Origin of the sequence: Mariprofundus sp. NF, assembly GCF_013387455.1 — a bacterium.
Lineage (GTDB): Bacteria > Pseudomonadota > Zetaproteobacteria > Mariprofundales > Mariprofundaceae > Mariprofundus.
Genome location: NZ_VWNC01000001.1, coordinates 197,916 through 214,413 on the forward strand (window position 1 = coordinate 197,916; position 16,498 = coordinate 214,413).

General features: G+C 51.4%; 12 protein-coding genes. 5 read left to right on the top strand and 7 right to left on the bottom strand.

Going from position 1 to position 16,498, the window contains the following annotated elements:
- Nucleotides 1-109 precede the first annotated feature (109 nt).
- The gene (locus tag F3F96_RS00965) at nucleotides 110-841 is read left to right on the top strand and encodes a DUF4126 domain-containing protein (RefSeq protein ID WP_176961385.1); all 732 of its coding nucleotides are present in this window, start codon (nucleotides 110-112) and stop codon (nucleotides 839-841) included.
- Between the two features lie 533 nt (nucleotides 842-1,374).
- Here the strand turns inward: F3F96_RS00965 and F3F96_RS00970 are convergent.
- From F3F96_RS00970 to F3F96_RS00990, 5 genes are all read right to left on the bottom strand, one after another.
- On the bottom strand, nucleotides 1,375-2,076 hold the full coding sequence (locus tag F3F96_RS00970) for a histidine phosphatase family protein (protein ID WP_176961386.1): 702 nt from the start codon (nucleotides 2,074-2,076) through the stop codon (nucleotides 1,375-1,377).
- 94 nt (nucleotides 2,077-2,170) lie between these two features.
- Nucleotides 2,171-2,515 carry a cupin domain-containing protein gene (locus F3F96_RS00975; RefSeq protein ID WP_176961387.1) on the bottom strand — a complete coding sequence of 115 codons (345 nt, stop codon included), beginning with the start codon at nucleotides 2,513-2,515 and terminating at the stop codon, nucleotides 2,171-2,173.
- A 4-nt stretch (nucleotides 2,516-2,519) separates the two neighbouring features.
- Nucleotides 2,520-3,164, bottom strand: coding sequence for a DUF2726 domain-containing protein (locus F3F96_RS00980; RefSeq protein ID WP_176961388.1), 645 nt, complete (start codon nucleotides 3,162-3,164; stop codon nucleotides 2,520-2,522).
- A gap of 11 nt (nucleotides 3,165-3,175) precedes the next feature.
- Nucleotides 3,176-5,929: a DNA polymerase I gene (gene polA, locus F3F96_RS00985; protein WP_176961389.1), complete on the bottom strand. Its 2,754-nt coding sequence runs from the start codon at nucleotides 5,927-5,929 to the stop codon at nucleotides 3,176-3,178.
- 85 nt (nucleotides 5,930-6,014) lie between these two features.
- Nucleotides 6,015-6,878, bottom strand: a complete 864-nt coding sequence (locus F3F96_RS00990) for an NAD(P)-dependent oxidoreductase (protein WP_176961390.1) — start codon at nucleotides 6,876-6,878, stop codon at nucleotides 6,015-6,017.
- Between the two features lie 212 nt (nucleotides 6,879-7,090).
- Here F3F96_RS00990 and F3F96_RS00995 point away from each other — a divergent pair, with 212 nt between their 5' ends.
- Nucleotides 7,091-8,131, top strand: coding sequence for a homoserine O-succinyltransferase (locus F3F96_RS00995; RefSeq protein WP_176961391.1), 1,041 nt, complete (start codon nucleotides 7,091-7,093; stop codon nucleotides 8,129-8,131).
- Between the two features lie 25 nt (nucleotides 8,132-8,156).
- Complete coding sequence (locus tag F3F96_RS01000; RefSeq protein WP_176961392.1) at nucleotides 8,157-9,431, top strand: O-acetylhomoserine aminocarboxypropyltransferase/cysteine synthase family protein; 1,275 nt, start codon at nucleotides 8,157-8,159, stop codon at nucleotides 9,429-9,431.
- Nucleotides 9,432-9,985: 554 nt separating this feature from the next.
- On the opposite strand, the gene yaaA is transcribed toward F3F96_RS01000, so the two are convergent.
- Complete coding sequence (gene yaaA / locus F3F96_RS01005) at nucleotides 9,986-10,750, bottom strand: peroxide stress protein YaaA (protein WP_176961393.1); 765 nt, start codon at nucleotides 10,748-10,750, stop codon at nucleotides 9,986-9,988.
- 96 nt (nucleotides 10,751-10,846) lie between these two features.
- Here yaaA and ribD point away from each other — a divergent pair, with 96 nt between their 5' ends.
- Nucleotides 10,847-11,944 (top strand): bifunctional diaminohydroxyphosphoribosylaminopyrimidine deaminase/5-amino-6-(5-phosphoribosylamino)uracil reductase RibD, encoded by a 1,098-nt coding sequence (gene ribD / locus F3F96_RS01010; RefSeq protein ID WP_241697576.1) that lies wholly within the window; start codon nucleotides 10,847-10,849, stop codon nucleotides 11,942-11,944.
- A gap of 77 nt (nucleotides 11,945-12,021) precedes the next feature.
- Here the strand turns inward: ribD and F3F96_RS01015 are convergent, their stop codons facing one another.
- A complete protein-coding gene (locus F3F96_RS01015) occupies nucleotides 12,022-13,818 on the bottom strand; it encodes an ATP-binding protein (RefSeq protein WP_241697577.1) in 1,797 nt (598 codons plus the stop codon).
- Nucleotides 13,819-13,934: 116 nt separating this feature from the next.
- On the opposite strand from F3F96_RS01015, the gene F3F96_RS01020 reads away from it, so the two are divergent.
- The gene (locus F3F96_RS01020; protein WP_370465478.1) at nucleotides 13,935-16,358 is read left to right on the top strand and encodes a DNA internalization-related competence protein ComEC/Rec2; all 2,424 of its coding nucleotides are present in this window, start codon (nucleotides 13,935-13,937) and stop codon (nucleotides 16,356-16,358) included.
- Nucleotides 16,359-16,498 lie beyond the last annotated feature (140 nt).

Sequence of the window (16,498 nt, forward strand, 5' to 3'; positions counted from 1 at the left end):
TAGAGGTTGGGGTAGAGATTCCCCCCGCATCGAACAATAAACCGTTGCAGGTCTAGCCGGTATTAGGGATCATGGCTCTAAACCTTGATGATTGAACAGGAGTGTAGCCATGGAACAGCTTGATCAGGTCGCAGCGATACTCGCCATGACAATGGGCGCAGCCTGGGCCAGTGGCATCAATCTCTATGCCGCGATTCTGGTGCTTGGCCTGATGGGCTCGACCGGCAATGTCGATCTTCCTCCGGGCCTTGAAATACTCTCTGATCCACTGGTGCTCTTTGCTGCCGGTGCGATGTACTGCGTTGAATTCTTTGCCGATAAGATTCCCGGAGTCGATACCGGTTGGGATATGATGCACACCTTTGTACGTATTCCGGCAGGTGCGATGATGGCCATGGGAGCGGTTGGTGAGGTGGATCCGGTTGTCGGACTTGCCGCAGGTATTATGGGTGGTGGCCTTGCTGCCACGACACATGCCGCCAAAACGGGGTCGCGAGCTATTATCAACACCTCCCCCGAACCTTTTACCAACTGGACCGCTTCGGTGGCAGAGGATGTGGCTGTGGTGGCCGGTCTGTGGACTGCACTGAACCATCCTGTGCTCTTCCTTGTGCTGATGGTGCTGTTTATTGTGCTGATGATCTGGATGCTGCCCAAGTTGTGGCGTGGTATTAAACGGGTGGTCGCGAAGCTGCGCTCTCTCTTTGGTGGTAAAGAGGTGCCTCCCGAACCGGAACCGGTGGTGCCGGCCAGTGTCACAGCAGAAGCTGTTGACCCTGAACCCAAAGAACCACCTGACAAATCAGCAGGAGCAAGCAGCGGCGATACCGCTGCGCGATAGGCCTTTATCGATAGTCGCCCGTAGGGTAAGGAGTAGGGATGACCCGAATCACAATCCGGCAGGATAGCCGGATTGGACGAGCTTGAACTTGCCCTTCGGGTGAGGGTCATGGATGCCCCGAATCACAATCCGGCAGGATAGCCGGATTGGACGAGCTTCAGCTTGCCCTTTGGGTGAGGGTCATGGATGCCCCGAATCACAAATCTACAGGACAGTAGATTTGGACGAGCTTTAGCTCGCCCGTAGGGTGAGACCCATGGATGCCCCGAATCACAAATCTACAGGACAGTAGATTTGGACGAGCTTTAGCTCGCCCGTAGGGTGAGACCCATGGATGGGTCGAATCACCATTAGGCAGGATCGGCAATCCGAACCGGAGCAAGTGGCACTTCAAAAGCCATCTGCCCAACTCTGTTGTTCCCGCTAACCCTCGATAAGCCAATCAAAGGCCATCGTGATAGTGGTCTTTCAATTTTATATATTTAAAACGCTATTTTCAGAGTGTTACTCTGATTGATAGCTAAAAGCGAAGGTTACTGATTGATGCCGAGAAGGCGGAAGGTGCCCTGGTTGTTCTCACGCAGGTGGGCGATTTTGGCATTGGAGAGCTGGAATCGACCTTCAGGCTCTAACCCCTGCAGGATTTCGATCAGTCGACCACCTGAGTGGTAGTGGGAAACAATCAGGATGTTTTTGCCACTGCCACCAAACATGCGGGTCACTTTATCGGATGATTTGAAGATCATCAGTACACCGTCAGAAAATGAGGTTGGCATATAGACACGCTCAGATTCTTTATCAGGGAAGATGAAGTAGGGGCGCATGGCGGACTCAATCTTGATCATTTCACCGCGCTCAATGCGGAACGCATAGTTGGAGTCTCTCTTCTTCTGCCAGCAGCACTCATCCAGCTCAGGCCAGATTTCGGCTTTAAGATTATTCTTTTTCAGATAGGGGAAGATGGTATTCATTGCCCGGTATTTGGGGCTGACCAGGATTCTGTCAAAACGGGTGCGTTCGAGTTTCTGTGTTAACTCGGCCACCTGCTGCTCTCCTTTTTTTGAAAAGGTGCGGTCATTTTCAGCGCTATGGTTGCCAGTTGTATTACCCAATGTTTCGCCATGGCGCACGATATAGATATTAAGGGGGGAGAAATCCTCTGCAAAAACAGGAGCAGAAAGCTGTGGTAGCAGGCTGACGATAAAGGTGATCAGGATGGCAGCTCTGAAAATCATAATTCTCCTCCATACGCGTCTACAGATGCGCTGATATAACGTACCATATCCTAGTGAAACAGACTCTGCAAAAAGAGGATATATTTCACAGCTATTATGTTTCGTCATGCATGGCATGCGAGGTGAAAACTGCCAGCCAGATTGTCTTCTCTTGCGGGGCAGTCCAACTGATGCGGTGCTTTCTGTGCGCAGGGATCAGGGTATAATCTCCGGCTAAGAGTTTCAGTTCAGAACCATCACCTTCAAATTGCAGCGTTGCTGCCCCCTGCAGAAGTATCACCCACTCATCCTCATGTTGATCGTACCAGAACCCCTCTGGCGAGACCTGCCCCTCAGAGACGATTCTCTCAATGCGAAGATTACTGTTGTCGGCAAGGGTAGAGGTCATCTCATCAGGCAGGTCGATCGGGATATCTGCAAAAATATTTTGCGACTGCATGAGGCTATTCGGTATAGAGCTCGACACTGGCACACTCCGGGTACTCTGCGCATACCCAGAAGAGCATGCCTGTATGTGGCCCGGCACTGGCGCGTTTGAGCACCATCGGAGACTTACATTTTTTGCACTGGCGGAAGGCTTTTGTTGAGATAGTGGCAATCATCTCATCGGGCGTGGCTACCGGTTTCTCAAGGTAGCTATCAAGTAGCTGCCTTATACTGGAGATCGAGTAGCTGCTTTTGCGGGGCAGCCTGTAAAGTCTGATGCCAGCCTTCAGCAGAGCCTGCTCAGCAGAAGATTCATCACGCTGGGTAACCGATTGCAGCTGGATAACGCAGGCCGCTTTGCTGCTCTCTTTACTGAACAGCACAAAATCCAGAAGTTTCTGAGAATCCTTTTTATGGCTGGTGGCAACTGCGCAGAGTGCTACCTTGCTGCGGATATGATACTCCTCTCCGGCAACCTGCTGCAGAGTTTGCAAGCAGCACTGCTCAACCACGCTGAGCTCTCCTGCAGTAGCCTGCATCATCGGTAGCATATCAGCTTGAACACCTTTGTTACTGCCTTTTTTCTTGCGTAAAAGCTGTATTAATACCGCTGCGACAAGCGCGGCGAGAATGATGGCAACAATGGCAGCCTGATCAGGCATATATATTCTCCCTAAAGTTGATGGGCATCATACCAACTGCTGCCCATGCCAATATCAACAATCAGCGGCACATGCAGTTGCACGGCAGATTCCATCGTCTCTTTCATGATTGTAGCAACTTTTTCTGCTTCTGCAGCAGGAGCCTCAACAATCAGTTCATCGTGCACCTGTAGTGTGATCGTTGCTGCGGGCATCTCATCAAGCAGACGCCGGTGCAGGTTAATCATCGCTACCTTGATAATATCAGCCGCCGAACCCTGCAGTGGCGCATTAATCGCTGTACGCTCCGCATAAGCACGATGCATGCCATTTTTTCCATTAATTTCAGGCACATAAACACGGTGACCGAGCAGTGTCTCAACATACCCTAACTGGCGTGCGCTCTCCAGTGTATCGTCCATAAAGGCACGTACGGTAGGGTAGCGGGCAAAGTAGGTTTCAATGAAGGTCTGGGATTCGGACCGGCTGATGCCGAGCTGTTTGGCCAGGCCAAAGGCGCTCATGCCGTAGAGAATGCCGAAGTTGATCACTTTGGCGCGCCTGCGCATCTCACCAGTCACATCAGCAAGATCGATATCGTTCACCGCAGCGGCCGTGGCGGCATGGATATCCTCACCCTTGGCAAAGGCACTGCACAGGGCTGCATCCTGAGAGTAGTGGGCCATCAGTCTGAGCTCAATCTGTGAATAGTCGGCAGCAATCAGTAGATTACCCGGCTCGGCAATAAAGGCTTTGCGAATCTCACGCCCCTCACTGCTGCGGATGGGGATATTCTGTAGATTCGGATCGGAGGAGGAGAGGCGACCTGTGGTGGTGATCGCCTGATTAAAAGAGGTGTGAACACGGCCACTGTCTCGATGGATCAGTTTTGGCAGAGCATCGGAGTAGGTCGATTTGAGTTTGGAGAGTTGGCGCACCTCAAGAATCAGGCGTGGCACCTCATGCTCATCAGCCAGTTTTTCCAGCACATCCTGACCTGTAGCCCACTGTCCCGACTTGGTTTTCTTGCCACCGGTTATGCCAAGCTTGTCGAACAGCAGTTCACCCAGCTGTTTGGGCGACTGGATATTGAACTCCTCACCTGCGGCAGCATGGATCTCGCTCTGCAGTTCACTGATGCGATCACCGAAACGACTTGAGAGTTCAGCCAGTTTAACTGCATCGATACGTGTGCCGCGCCACTCCATATCGGCCAGTACCCGAGATAGTGGCAGTTCAATCTCATCATGGCGGTTTAGTCGTGACTCATCATTCAGTTTCTCGCTCAGCAGTCGGCTAAGGCGCAGGCTGATATCGGCATCTTCGCAGGCGTAGGGGATGGCCGTTTGCAGCGGCACCAGATCAAAACAGATCTGTTTGGCCCCTTTACCAGCCACATCTTCAAAACTGATGCAGTTGTAACCGAGATAATCTGCAGCCACGGCATCCATCTTCGGCGCATATTTGGCCGGGTAGAGGCAGTATGCGAGCAGCATCGAATCGGCCTTGATTCCGGCCAGTTCAATGCCGGCCCGGCGCAGCACCTGCGCATCATATTTCAGGTTATGGCCGCACTTGGCTCTGCTGGCATCCTCAAGAATCGGTCGCAGTGCTGAGAGTACAGTTGCCAGTGGCAGCTGCTGGGGTGCGGGTTCGAGCAGATCGGCTGCGCGATGGCCGACAGGGATATAAAAGGCTTCCCCCTCTTTGACTGCAAAAGAGAGACCGACCAGCTCAGCATCATGGGTGCGCAGTGATGTGGTCTCTGTATCCATGGCAATCAGTTCGGCACTGCTTAGTGCCTGAATGAGTTGATCCAGTTTCTGCGTATCATCCACGACGATATCGGTGCGGTTAACGACCAGAGGTTCTACAGGTTTATCTTCAGCAGTATGAACCTCTTCAGAGGTCACTGCTGCTGTCGCGGGTTCGTTGCCATCATCAAATTCAGCCAGCAGGCGACGGAACTCCAGACGGGTGAACAGTTCGGTGAGCCGCTGCCGGTCAGGGCCAGCTATCGCAAGGTCATCGAGTTTCACATCAACAGGTGTTTCATAATCGAGTGCCACCAGCCGGTAGGAGAGGCGGGCATCTTCAGCAAATTCAATCAGATTTTCACGGCGTTTATTCTGTTTGATTTCAGGGGCATGGCTGAGTACACCTTCAAGATCACCATAGGCCTCCAGCAGCTGCACTGCAGTTTTCGGGCCGATGCCGGGCACACCGGGGATGTTATCGGCCGAGTCACCGGCCAGGGCCAGCAGATCCTGAATGCGATCAGGGCCTACGCCCCACTTCTCTTTCACCTCATCCGCGCCGTACTCCACCCGTTTCATGGTATCGAGCATCCAGACCTTGTCGCTGACCAGCTGCATCAGATCCTTATCGGTGGAGACAATAGTCACATCCCAGCCTTTGGCTTCGGCCTGCTTGGCCAGTGTGGCGATGACATCATCGGCCTCGTAGTTCTCGATGCAGATACGGTTGAGTTTGAAGGCGTCGGTAACCTCATGTACCCACGGCCACTGTGCCGCCAGCTCCTCCGGCATCGGAGGACGATGTGCCTTGTAGTCGGCATACATCTGGTTGCGGAAGGTGCCACCTTTGGGATCGAAAGCGACCGCCACATGCGTAGGGCCAAGATCCTTAAGAATGCTGCGTAGCATCTGCACATAACCGAATACGGCATTGGTCGGTTCACCTTTGGAGTTGGTGAGATTATGGCGCACAGCATGAAAAGCGCGGAATACGTAATTGGGTCCGTCGATGAGAACTAAATGAGGCATATGCGCAGCATGCCCTACAATCGCCGCCGGTCAATTTGTGTTTTCAGCATCAGGCAAGTCTTCTATGAATTTCTCGCAAGCACTATCATTTCAGAAGGCTTTTAACGGCGGCAAAATCCCGGTCGAGCAGTTCATCAGGCGCATTCGGATCAAACAACTCGGCAAGTTGATTGGCCACGGGCAGTGAAATGCCGGATTGCTGTGCCTCTTCCACGACATACTGCATATCTTTGGCCATGTGCCGGAAAGGGAACTGCGGCGGATAACTGTCTGTAATCAGCATCTGCTCTTTGATCTTGAACAGTGGGCAGGCCAGCGCACCTGCACTCACCACCTCCAGAAAAGTTTCAGTCGCCAGTCCTGAAGCTTCAGCCAGATGTGTTGCTTCAGCCAGCCCCTCCATCATGGTGCCAAGTAGCAGATTGATCGCCAGCTTCATGCTTGAACCTGTGCCTGCTTCACCACAATAGATCACGCGGCTGCCCATGCTCAGCAGCAGCGGTTCAAGTTGTTTGATCGCTGTTTCATCGCCACCGGCCAGAATCACCAACGTTCCGAGCTCTGCTGGTATCTTTGAGCCTGAGACAGGGGCGTCGATAACAGTGATGCCGTGAGCCCCCAGTTGTTGCGCCAGTTCACGCGAGTAGGCCGGTGGTACGGTGCTCATGTTGATAATGGTTTTACCTTTGCAATCTGCGGAAAGCAGGCCGTTTCCTCCACCAAGAATGGCATCCACAGCCTCAGGGCCGGTTAGCATCAGAATGATGATCTCACAACGTTCAGCCAGCTCTTTTGGCGAGAGCGCAACCGTGGCACCGGCAGTAGCTAAAGCTGCTGCCTTGTGGCTTGAACGGTTATAAACCGTCAGCTCATATCCCGCCTTGAGAATATTGCCTGCCATAGCCTGACCCATAATGCCGAGTCCGATAAATCCGATGTGTTGCTGCATATCCTTCTCCTTTACATGAAAGAGCAAGGTTAGCTCCGTGAGCTGTTTTAGCGACCATGAAAGCTAAATTCTGTTCAGCGATGAACAGAGAGAGATGTGGTCGAAACTCTGGCGATCTGATGTTCATGACTTTCCATCAAGAGGAAAAAAATCTAGGCTGTCATTCTGCTTTCGCTTCTGTTGCGAGGCAGTTGAGGGAGGGGCCTTCATTTATGCCATTGGTTGAGCATACAGCACTACCTGCATTCGAGAAGCTGCGTCAGCGCGGCGAGAAGGTGCTGACACTGAAGCAGGCGTTGCATCAGGATATTCGCGAGTTGCATGTCGGTCTCTTAAACATGATGCCCGATGCCGCCCTGATCGCCACTGAAATTCAGTTCATGCGTCTGGTGGGCAGCTGCAATCAGATCGTTCAGTTTTATGTGCACCCTTTCACGGTTGAGGGGCTGCCGCGCAGTGAAGAGAGTCAGGAGTACATCGATCACTACTACAACACTTTTGCAGAGATCAAAGCCATGGGGCTGGATGCGCTGATTGTTACCGGTGCCAATGTCTCCAATCCATCACTGGACCGGGAACCTTTCTGGGAGCCACTCAAAGAGGTGGTTGAATGGGCGCAGGATCATGTCACCTCCGTGCTCTGCTCCTGCCTGGCCACGCATGCACTGGTCAAACAGCTCTACCATATTGATCGCCAGCCGATGGCTGGCAAGTTGTGGGGTGTCTATCCGCATCGTATCAAACACCAGGAGCATCCGCTGTTGCGTGATATCAATACCCGCTTTGATGTGCCGCACTCGCGTTTTAATGCCATCCACAAAGAGCCGCTGGAGCGTGCCGGTCTGACCATTCTGATTGAGAGTGATGTGGCAGGAGTGCATATGGCTGTCAGTCCGGATCAGTTCAGCCTTGTCTATTTCCAGGGGCATCCTGAATATGACACCAACAGCCTGCTCAAAGAGTACAAACGAGAGGTGTGCCGTTTCAAATTGGGGCAGCGCCAAGATTATCCACCACTGCCTGAAGCCTATTTCTGTGATGATGCCATCGCGATTACACAGCGCCATCAGCAGGAGATTCTTGATGCGCTGGCGCAGGGCGTTGAACCACCTGCTTTCCCTGAGGCGCACCTTGAGCCGCTGCTGGATAACACCTGGCGCGATACTGCCAAGTCGATTGTAAACAACTGGCTGGGGCTGGTGTATGAGAAGACCAATTTTGAGCGGCAACGCTCGCAAAACAGATCTGCCTGATGCAGGCAACATGTGAGGAGAGAAGATGAAAACTGAAACTATTGCTATCCACGCCGGTTACGAAACCGACCCGACCACCAAATCCGTAGCTGTGCCGATCTATCAGACGGTGGCTTATGAATTTGATAATGCCCAGCACGGTGCTGACCTTTTCAATCTTGCCGTGCCCGGTAATATCTATACTCGCATCATGAATCCTACCAACGACGTGTTGGAGAAACGCTGTGCGGAACTTGATGGCGGCATTGCCGGTCTTGCCGTCAGCTCAGGTAGTGCAGCGATCACCTATGCGATTCAGACCATCGCCAAAGCGGGCAACAATATTGTCACCATTCCGATGCTCTATGGCGGCACCTACACCCTGTTTGCACATATGTTGCCAAGTCAGGGCATTGATGTGCGTTTTGCCGAGGACGATAGCCCGGCAGCACTCGAAGCGCTGATCGATGATAAAACATCGGCGATCTACTGCGAGTCGATCGGTAATCCGGCCGGTAATATCGTCGATATTGAAGCGATCTGTGCGATGGCTGACAAACACGGCATTCCGGTGATTGTCGATAATACGGTAGCCCCATCACTGATCCGCCCGATCGATTACGGTGCATCGATTGTGGTCTATTCGTTGACCAAATATATGGGCGGTCACGGTAACTCGCTCGGCGGCATGATTGTCGATTCAGGTAAGTTCCCGTGGGCAGAGCATGCCGATCGCTTCCCGATGCTCAATGAGCCTGAGGCGGCCTATCATGGCGTGGTCTATACTGATGCGCTTGGCCCTGCAGCCTTTATCGGACGCGCGCGCACCGTGCCGCTGCGTAATACCGGTTCTGCATTGAGCCCGATGAACGCATTTCTACTTCTGCAGGGTATTGAGACGTTGACCCTGCGTATGGAGCGTCACTGTGATAATGCCATTGTAGTTGCCAAGCATCTGCAGGCACATCCGGATGTAGCCTGGGTGCAGTATGGTGGTCTGTCCGATTCGCCTTATCACGAGCTGGCACAGAAATATACCAATGGCCGACCTTCAGCGCTGCTAACCTTCGGAGTTAAGGGTGGTTTTGAGGTGGCTGAGAAGTTCTATGATGCACTCGGCCTGTTCAAGCGACTGGTGAATATCGGTGATACCAAATCACTGGCTGCACATCCTGCCTCCACCACGCATCGTCAGCTTAGTGAGGATGAGCTGGTCTCCGCCGGTGTAACTCCGGATATGCTGCGTCTCTGCATCGGTATCGAGCATATTGATGATATCCTTGCCGATATCGATCAGGCACTGGCTGCAGCAACTGCTTAATCGGCTGACTGTTGAATCAAAAGGGCGTAGCGAAAGCTGCGCCCTTTTCTGTTTGGAGGGGGCTTTTCAAAAAAACATAAAATCGAACCACGAATGCACGCGAATTAACACGAATAGGAGTTGTAGTGCTGCCTGAAGCGGATAATAAGAGAAATCGGAACATCGAACACTTTTAGCTCTTCAGAGTCAGATGACCAGTTTTCGAGGATAAAGTGCTCTATGTGAAATAGTTCACGAAAGTTTCAAGCTACTTACATCTATACTCCCCACCAATTGATGAGGCGGAAACGAGATGGGTATTGATATAGAGCCACCAGAAGAGACGAAAGGAATTGAGAACTGCAAGTTCAGGGCTTCAAATGATCAATGCTGTTATGCACTTAATCCACTGCGGCCGCATCTGTGCAATAGATATTGTTCAGAGAGACTTTATACGTGGTTGAAAACTACACATCCGGAACTTGATGAAGTATCCAGGCTGGATGTGATTATTGAACTGACAAAGGTAGAGCTTGAATCTCCTGCTTAAAGCAGAGGTGATTCAGTAGCTTCTCTTAGCGGGTAAATACGAACTCGTTGCTCGATGAGAGCTCTTCATTAAAAGCGTAATCGGCAACATCAAATGATTTAAGCGCTTCAGGGTCAGATAACCTGTTCTCGATGATAAACCGACTCATATAACCACGAGCCTTTTTGGCGTTGAAGCTGATGATGCGATAACTCCCTTTGCGCAGCTCTTTGAATACAGGCGTGATAATGGACCCTTTGATATTGGCCGTTTTTACCGCACTGAAATATTCAGTGGAGGCGAGGTTGATCAGAATATCATCACCCTGTTCGGCCAGTGCTTTATTCAGGCTCTCTGTAATAATGTTGCCCCAGAACTCGTAGAGATTGCGTCCGCGTTCATTGGCAAGGCGTGTTCCCATCTCAAGCCGGTAGGGCTGCATCAGATCAAGCGGGCGCAGTGTGCCGTAGAGGCCGGAGAGGATGCGCAGGTGCTGCTGTAGAAAGGCAGTTGCATCACCATCCAGTGTGCCTGCATCCAGTCCCTGATAAACATCACCGGTAAAGGCAAAGATCGCCTGTTTGGCATTATCCGGGGTAAAGGGGGTGTGCCACTGTTGGAAGCGCTCCATATTCAGATCAGCCAGATTCATCGATAGCTTCATCAGATCGGCAATCTCAAAGCTGTCCTTCTCCTGCATCACCGCGATCAGTTCAGCGGCATGGTCAAGATGATCCGGCTGCGTGAAATCACTGACAGGCGCAGCGCTTTTGAAGTCGAGTTTCTTGGCAGGGGAGATAACAATCAGCATAGGGCGACTATAAAGATGGTGATAAAAAGATGCACCCCTTCAGCCACACAGGTTTTTCGACTTGATTTGGAAAAAGGAAAAGATCATTCTCATCGGATGCTGACGGAACTTGAGCGCACCCATCACGAAATCTTTATGAAGCAGGCAATTAAACTGGCCCGCCGTGGTATCGGCTCCACACACCCTAATCCGCGTGTCGGTGCGGTGGTGGTCAAAAACGGTCTTATTGTCGGTGAAGGGTGGCATGAGTTTCCCGGTGGCCCGCATGCCGAGGCGATGGCCATTGAGAAGGCCGGTGAGAAGGCCAAAGATGCCACCCTTTATGTAACGCTGGAGCCGTGTGCCGCCCATGGCCGGACACCGGCCTGCACCGATGCCATCCGCAGCTCCGGTATCGCGCATGTGATCTACGCATCCTCTGATCCCAATCCGAAAATGGCCGGTGGTGCTAAGGTGTTAACAGCTTCCCATATCGATGTGATTGGTGGTTTTATGGCAGAAGAGGCCGATAAGTTGAATCTGCCTTTTTTCCACTATATGCGTACCGGACGCCCCTATGTCACTGCCAAGGCGGCGATCTCTCTTGATGGCAAACTGGCTACGCGCACCCACAATTCACAGTGGATCAGTGGTGGAGAGTCACGTATGCATGCCCAGGGCATCAGAGCGCAGGTGGATGCCATTGTGGTTGGAGCTGGCACCCTGCAATATGATAACCCATCGCTGACTGTTCGTGATGTTGAGATCAAGGGCAAGCCACCTTTGAGGGTGGTTCTCTGTTTTGAAACACCGCGTTTTAATGCCGATAGCAAACTTCTCACAGGCGATGCCGTAACCCGTTTTTATGTGCGTAGCAGTAACGAACATACCGAGAAGTGGCAGCAGGCTGGTGTTGAGATTGAGCAGTTGAGTTCTCTGGATGCGATCCTCAAGCATCTGGCTGAAGATGGTTATCTGCATCTGCTGCTGGAGGGTGGTGGTTATCTGCACGCCTCATTCTTTGAGGGTCACTTCACTGATGAGCTGGTGCTCTATCAGGCACCGATCCTGATCGGTGGCCGTGATGCCATCTGCCTCTGGAACGGATTGGGTGTGGAGAGCGTTGGTCAAGCCCTGCATCTTGCAGACATCAAACGCCGCGTACTCGGCGATGATGTCATGATCCGAGGTCGGGTTGTTTACTTCGAAGATTAAGCGCCAGTCATTGTTTGTGTCGTAAACCGGCCCAGAGTGTTAGTTAAATATCAATTGAATCTGACACCATTGAAACTCTATGCGTTGAGTTGTTTGTTGATGGCATGACTAAGTTCATCAATGTTATATGGTTTAGTAAGAACTGTGGGATTGATTGAATTGGTTTTAGTCAGGACAGCTTTTTTGTCATAGCCAGTAGAATAGATAACTTTCGTATCAGGCTTAATTTGATGAATTTGATCCATAGCTTTCACACCACCAAACCTTGGCATGACCAAATCCATAATGATGAGGGAGATGACATTCTTGTGGGCAGTAAATTTATCAATGGCTTCTATGCCGTCTGATGCTTCCAGAACTCGATAGCCCAGTGACTCAAGCACTTGTTTTCCTGTTGAGAGGATATGTTTCTCATCATCAACAAGTAAGATTGTTTCTCCATGCCCTTTAACAATTCCTTTACCCTGTTTTTCTACTAACGTAACAGCCTCTTCAGTCAAAGGGATATAAATGTGAAAGGTGGAACCTTCGTCCACGTTGCTTTCCACTTCCACATAACCATTGTGAGTTTTTATTGACCCAAAGACCATGGCTAAACCAAGGCCTGTTCCTTTGCCCTGCTCTTTAGTGGTATAGAACGGTTCAAATAGATGTTTGATTTGATCTTCAGGGATTCCATGTCCGTTATCTTCAACACTAAGGTGAGCATAGAGAGCAGCTGTAGAGTCCGGGTGTCGGGCAAGGAACCCATCATCCACGTTATACGACTCAAGCATAATATTGATAAATGGCTCATCAACATTTTCAACTGCATCGTGAGCATTGCTGATTAAGTTAACTAGAACTTGATGGATTTGGGCCGCATCCCCATTTACCGGTAAAGGTTGGCTGCATAATTTAGAGTTCAGAGAAATGTTTTCAGGAATTCCTGTGCGGACAAGTTTAAGTGTCTCCTTGATATAAGGGGTTAATGGGAATGATTTCATTTTAACTATGCCTTTTCGAGCAAAGGTAAGCAGCTGTTGAATTAAACTGGCAGCACGAAATGAGAGGTTTTCAATGCTAGTTAGATGTTGAACTGTATCTGGGTTGTCGCGAGCACTTATTTTGGCCAGGTAAATGTTGCCGGTTATGCCTGCCAAAGTGTTGTTGAAGTCATGGGCAATGCCTCCAACCAGCGTTCCTAATGCTTCCATTTTTTGTGCCTGATTGACTTGCTGGATCAGACTCAGTTGTTTCGCCAGATCAGATCTGCGGCGATTATCAAAATAGACAAAGCCAATAAGAATAATGATGGCAATCACGCTGAAGCTCACAATGAGTGTGATTGAAATAAAATCATACCATTTTTGATCCCTGGCAATTGTTGAAAGAAGCTCTGTTTCTACTTTGTCTGCTTGCTCAATCATTGCATTAAATGATTCATCAAATTTTTGATCCAGTTGACTTCCAATGCCACTTTCATTGGTGTTATTCAGCCGGTCATTACCTGCTTTTCTTAAGGCGGCAATCTTCTTAAGAGTCTCTATGACTTCTATACGAAGCTCCGGATTCGCTAAAGGAATATATGTGCCTTCTGCATTCTTACCACCGAATAGCATTGCTTTTGCATACCATTCACTGGCGTCAAGATATGACCAGACGTCTTGAGCATTGATAGATGAATCACCCTGAATAAGCTCTTCGAGCCAAAGGTGGTGCATGGTGGCGTTGAGTTTCACTTCCATACTTGCATCGACAAGTGGGGATTGCTGCTTAGCCATTTTATGGCCAATATTGCTAAGGAAACCTAATGCTGCAAGGAAACTTAAGAGTAAGAAGGTAATGGAAATGAATGGTACAATACGTACCTTCTCATGTAGTACTTTAGGCAAGAACCCCATTAACCCTCCTATTCATGCAGGTATTATAGCAACATTTAACCCAAATGCTGAATATTCGTTAGCAAGCGTTATGAATGACTGATGCGTCACACTCGGCTTGTTGGGCAGTGGACGTTAAAACCGTCTATGATCTGATTAAGATGGAAGGAAACGTTTTCGATGTTCGGCGATTGCCGTTGCTCTGGCCTGTCGTGGTATGGGCTGTGGGGCTGGCACTGGTGCGAACTGATCTGTTTGCGCCAATGATTGCTGCAATCACTCTCTCTGCTCTTCTTGTTCTGCTTTTGGTTCTCAGGAAAAAAACACTGGCTGCTATTCTTCTGGTTGCCGCGCTTTGGGGTGGTGCTGATCTACTGATTGATGCGCGGCATGTGGCAGTAGGTGAGCCTTGGTTAAGCGGCAATGTTCATTTTAGTGCCTCGGTTGAGAAGGTGGAGAAAACAGGCATATCCACGCGACTGCTGCTGGATTCCCCTGTCCGGGATGATGGGCAATCTATCTCCGGCAAGGTGCTGCTCTACAGTTATGGCAAACAGGAAACGATGCCCGTGGCAGGTCAGAGGATTGAGGCCACGGCGCGCTGGCGTCTTCCCCGCAACTATCGCAATCCCGGATCATTTAATTACAAGGCGTGGTGCTTTGATCAACAGATCGCGCTGATTGGTTCTGTGCGTGGTGAGATTAGCACTGTCGATGCAAACATCCCGTGGCTGGAGGTCGCGCGACAGCGCATTCGTACAGCAATCAGCTTTGCCGACAAAGATGAGCAAGGGGTGTTATCGGCACTGCTTCTGGCAGAGCGTTATCGGGTGAGTGAAGCGGTGAATCGTGCCTTTTCTGCGACAGGCACAGCGCATCTGCTGGCCATATCAGGTATGCATGTCGGCATGGCGGCGGCATGGATGTTTGCACTGCTCTGGTGGCTGTTGACCCGACGTGAGGCCTGGATTGTGAATCTTCCGATTCGATCCATTGCTTTGAGTGGTGGTTTTGTCGCTGCTTTTGCTTATGCGATGATGGCGGGCTGGCCTGTACCGGCTATTCGGGCGGCGGTGATGCTGGCCGCTGCTGTGCTGGCATGGCAGCTCTCAACACGTCATGAGCCGATCAATATCCTGCTGGCAGCCTTGGGCCTGATTCTGCTGGTTGATCCGGCTGCCATTGCATCACTCTCGCTCTGGCTCTCTTTTGTTGCGACTGCAGCACTGCTGTTGTGGGGCGTTCACGCATCAACGGCGGTCGAATCGTCATGGTCTGATCGTTTGCGCAGGTCACTGCGGCTGCTGCTCTGGAGTTCACTGCTGGCGATGCTGGCCACGCTACCAATGGTGGTGACTACATTCGGCTCGCTACCGGTCTATGGCCTACCCGCCAATCTGGTATTAGTGCCGCTGTTTGGAATGTTTGTGCTGCCTGTGGCGCTGCTGGGTGAACTTGCTGCACTGATCGGATTTGAGTCACTGGCCTCACTGCTGATGCAGGCCAGTGGTTGGGGCGCAGGTTTCGGGGTGAAGATCATCACTGCGATATCAGAGCTGCCTGCCGGGTCACTTAAAACGGTGGTGCCGCAGTTGTGGCTGTCGCTGCTCTATGGTGTCGGACTTACTATTGCAGGTGTGCTCTGGTGGCAGAAGAAAAGGGTTCTCTCGGCAGTTGTCGTGTCATTGTTGCTTGCCGCTTATCTGACGGCACTGCTGCATGAGTCGGATGTGAATCAACCAACCTGGGTGGTGTGGGATGTCGGACAGGGGGCCTCCTCGACACTGCTGTTGCCGGGCAAGCAGGTCATGGTGATCGATGCGCCGGGGCGGGCGGGCAGTCGCTTTAATGGCGGTACAACAGTAGCTGAGGGATTGCGGGCAATGGGTGTGACCCATGTTGATCGGCTGGTCTTATCACATGCGCAGTCTGATCATCTCGGTGGCGCTCTCTCATTGATCGACAGGCTGAACGGTGTAGGGGAGGTCTGGTTGCCCGACGTTCCATCGGCACGTCAGCACAGGCTTGTGCGCAGGATAGTTGAGCAGGGGAAGATTCCGATCCGCTGGCTTGCCCTTGCAGATCGGATTGAGGGCGATGGTTATGCGGTGGAGGTGCTGTGGCCACCGCGAGGTTTCACACCGAAAAACCGCAACAACTCATCACTGGTCTTAAGAGTGACGCTGGCTGGCGGCAAGTCGTTGCTGCTGCCGGGTGATATTGAGCAGGAGGTTGAGCACGAACTGCTGCAGGGGCCTGAACCTGTTGATCTCATGCTGATGCCACATCACGGCAGTCGCTCATCCAGCTCTGCTGCCTTTGTGCAAGCGCTGCAGCCGGATATGGCCATTGCCCAGACAGGGGTGGGCAATCGCTACGGTTTTCCTGATGCCAGGGTGCTGTCGCGCTATCGCGAAATCGGTGCAGAGATAGCCAATACAGCCGATGGAGCAGTGCTGGTTGGATTCTCTGAAACGATGCAGTGGCAGCAGTGGGGTTTCGGTGGCGAGAGTCGCCGCGAGATGGCGCTGGAGTGGTGGCAGAAGCAGTGAAAAAAGGTGATCACAGGCGGTTTAACTGTTATCAACGCAGAAACTGATACTTTTTTCTCCTGTGGTGGGTGACTTCTGCCTCTAGCCTCACCATAATTGCCGCCACTCTGCAGATGGGCTGAGTCGAAATGTCTATCCAT

Excerpts from the sequence above, each read along its gene's own strand:
- yaaA (WP_176961393.1), bottom strand. The coding sequence starts at position 10,750 with ATGCTGATTGTTATCTCCCCTGCCAAGAAACTCGACTTCAAAAGCGCT.
- F3F96_RS00965 (WP_176961385.1), top strand. The coding sequence starts at position 110 with ATGGAACAGCTTGATCAGGTCGCAGCGATACTCGCCATGACAATGGGC.
- F3F96_RS00980 (WP_176961388.1), bottom strand. The coding sequence starts at position 3,164 with ATGCCTGATCAGGCTGCCATTGTTGCCATCATTCTCGCCGCGCTTGTC.
- F3F96_RS01000 (WP_176961392.1), top strand. The coding sequence starts at position 8,157 with ATGAAAACTGAAACTATTGCTATCCACGCCGGTTACGAAACCGACCCG.
- ribD (WP_241697576.1), top strand. The coding sequence starts at position 10,847 with ATGCTGACGGAACTTGAGCGCACCCATCACGAAATCTTTATGAAGCAG.
- F3F96_RS00995 (WP_176961391.1), top strand. The coding sequence starts at position 7,091 with ATGCCATTGGTTGAGCATACAGCACTACCTGCATTCGAGAAGCTGCGT.
- F3F96_RS00975 (WP_176961387.1), bottom strand. The coding sequence starts at position 2,515 with ATGCAGTCGCAAAATATTTTTGCAGATATCCCGATCGACCTGCCTGAT.
- F3F96_RS00970 (WP_176961386.1), bottom strand. The coding sequence starts at position 2,076 with ATGATTTTCAGAGCTGCCATCCTGATCACCTTTATCGTCAGCCTGCTA.
- F3F96_RS00990 (WP_176961390.1), bottom strand. The coding sequence starts at position 6,878 with ATGCAGCAACACATCGGATTTATCGGACTCGGCATTATGGGTCAGGCT.
- polA (WP_176961389.1), bottom strand. The coding sequence starts at position 5,929 with ATGCCTCATTTAGTTCTCATCGACGGACCCAATTACGTATTCCGCGCT.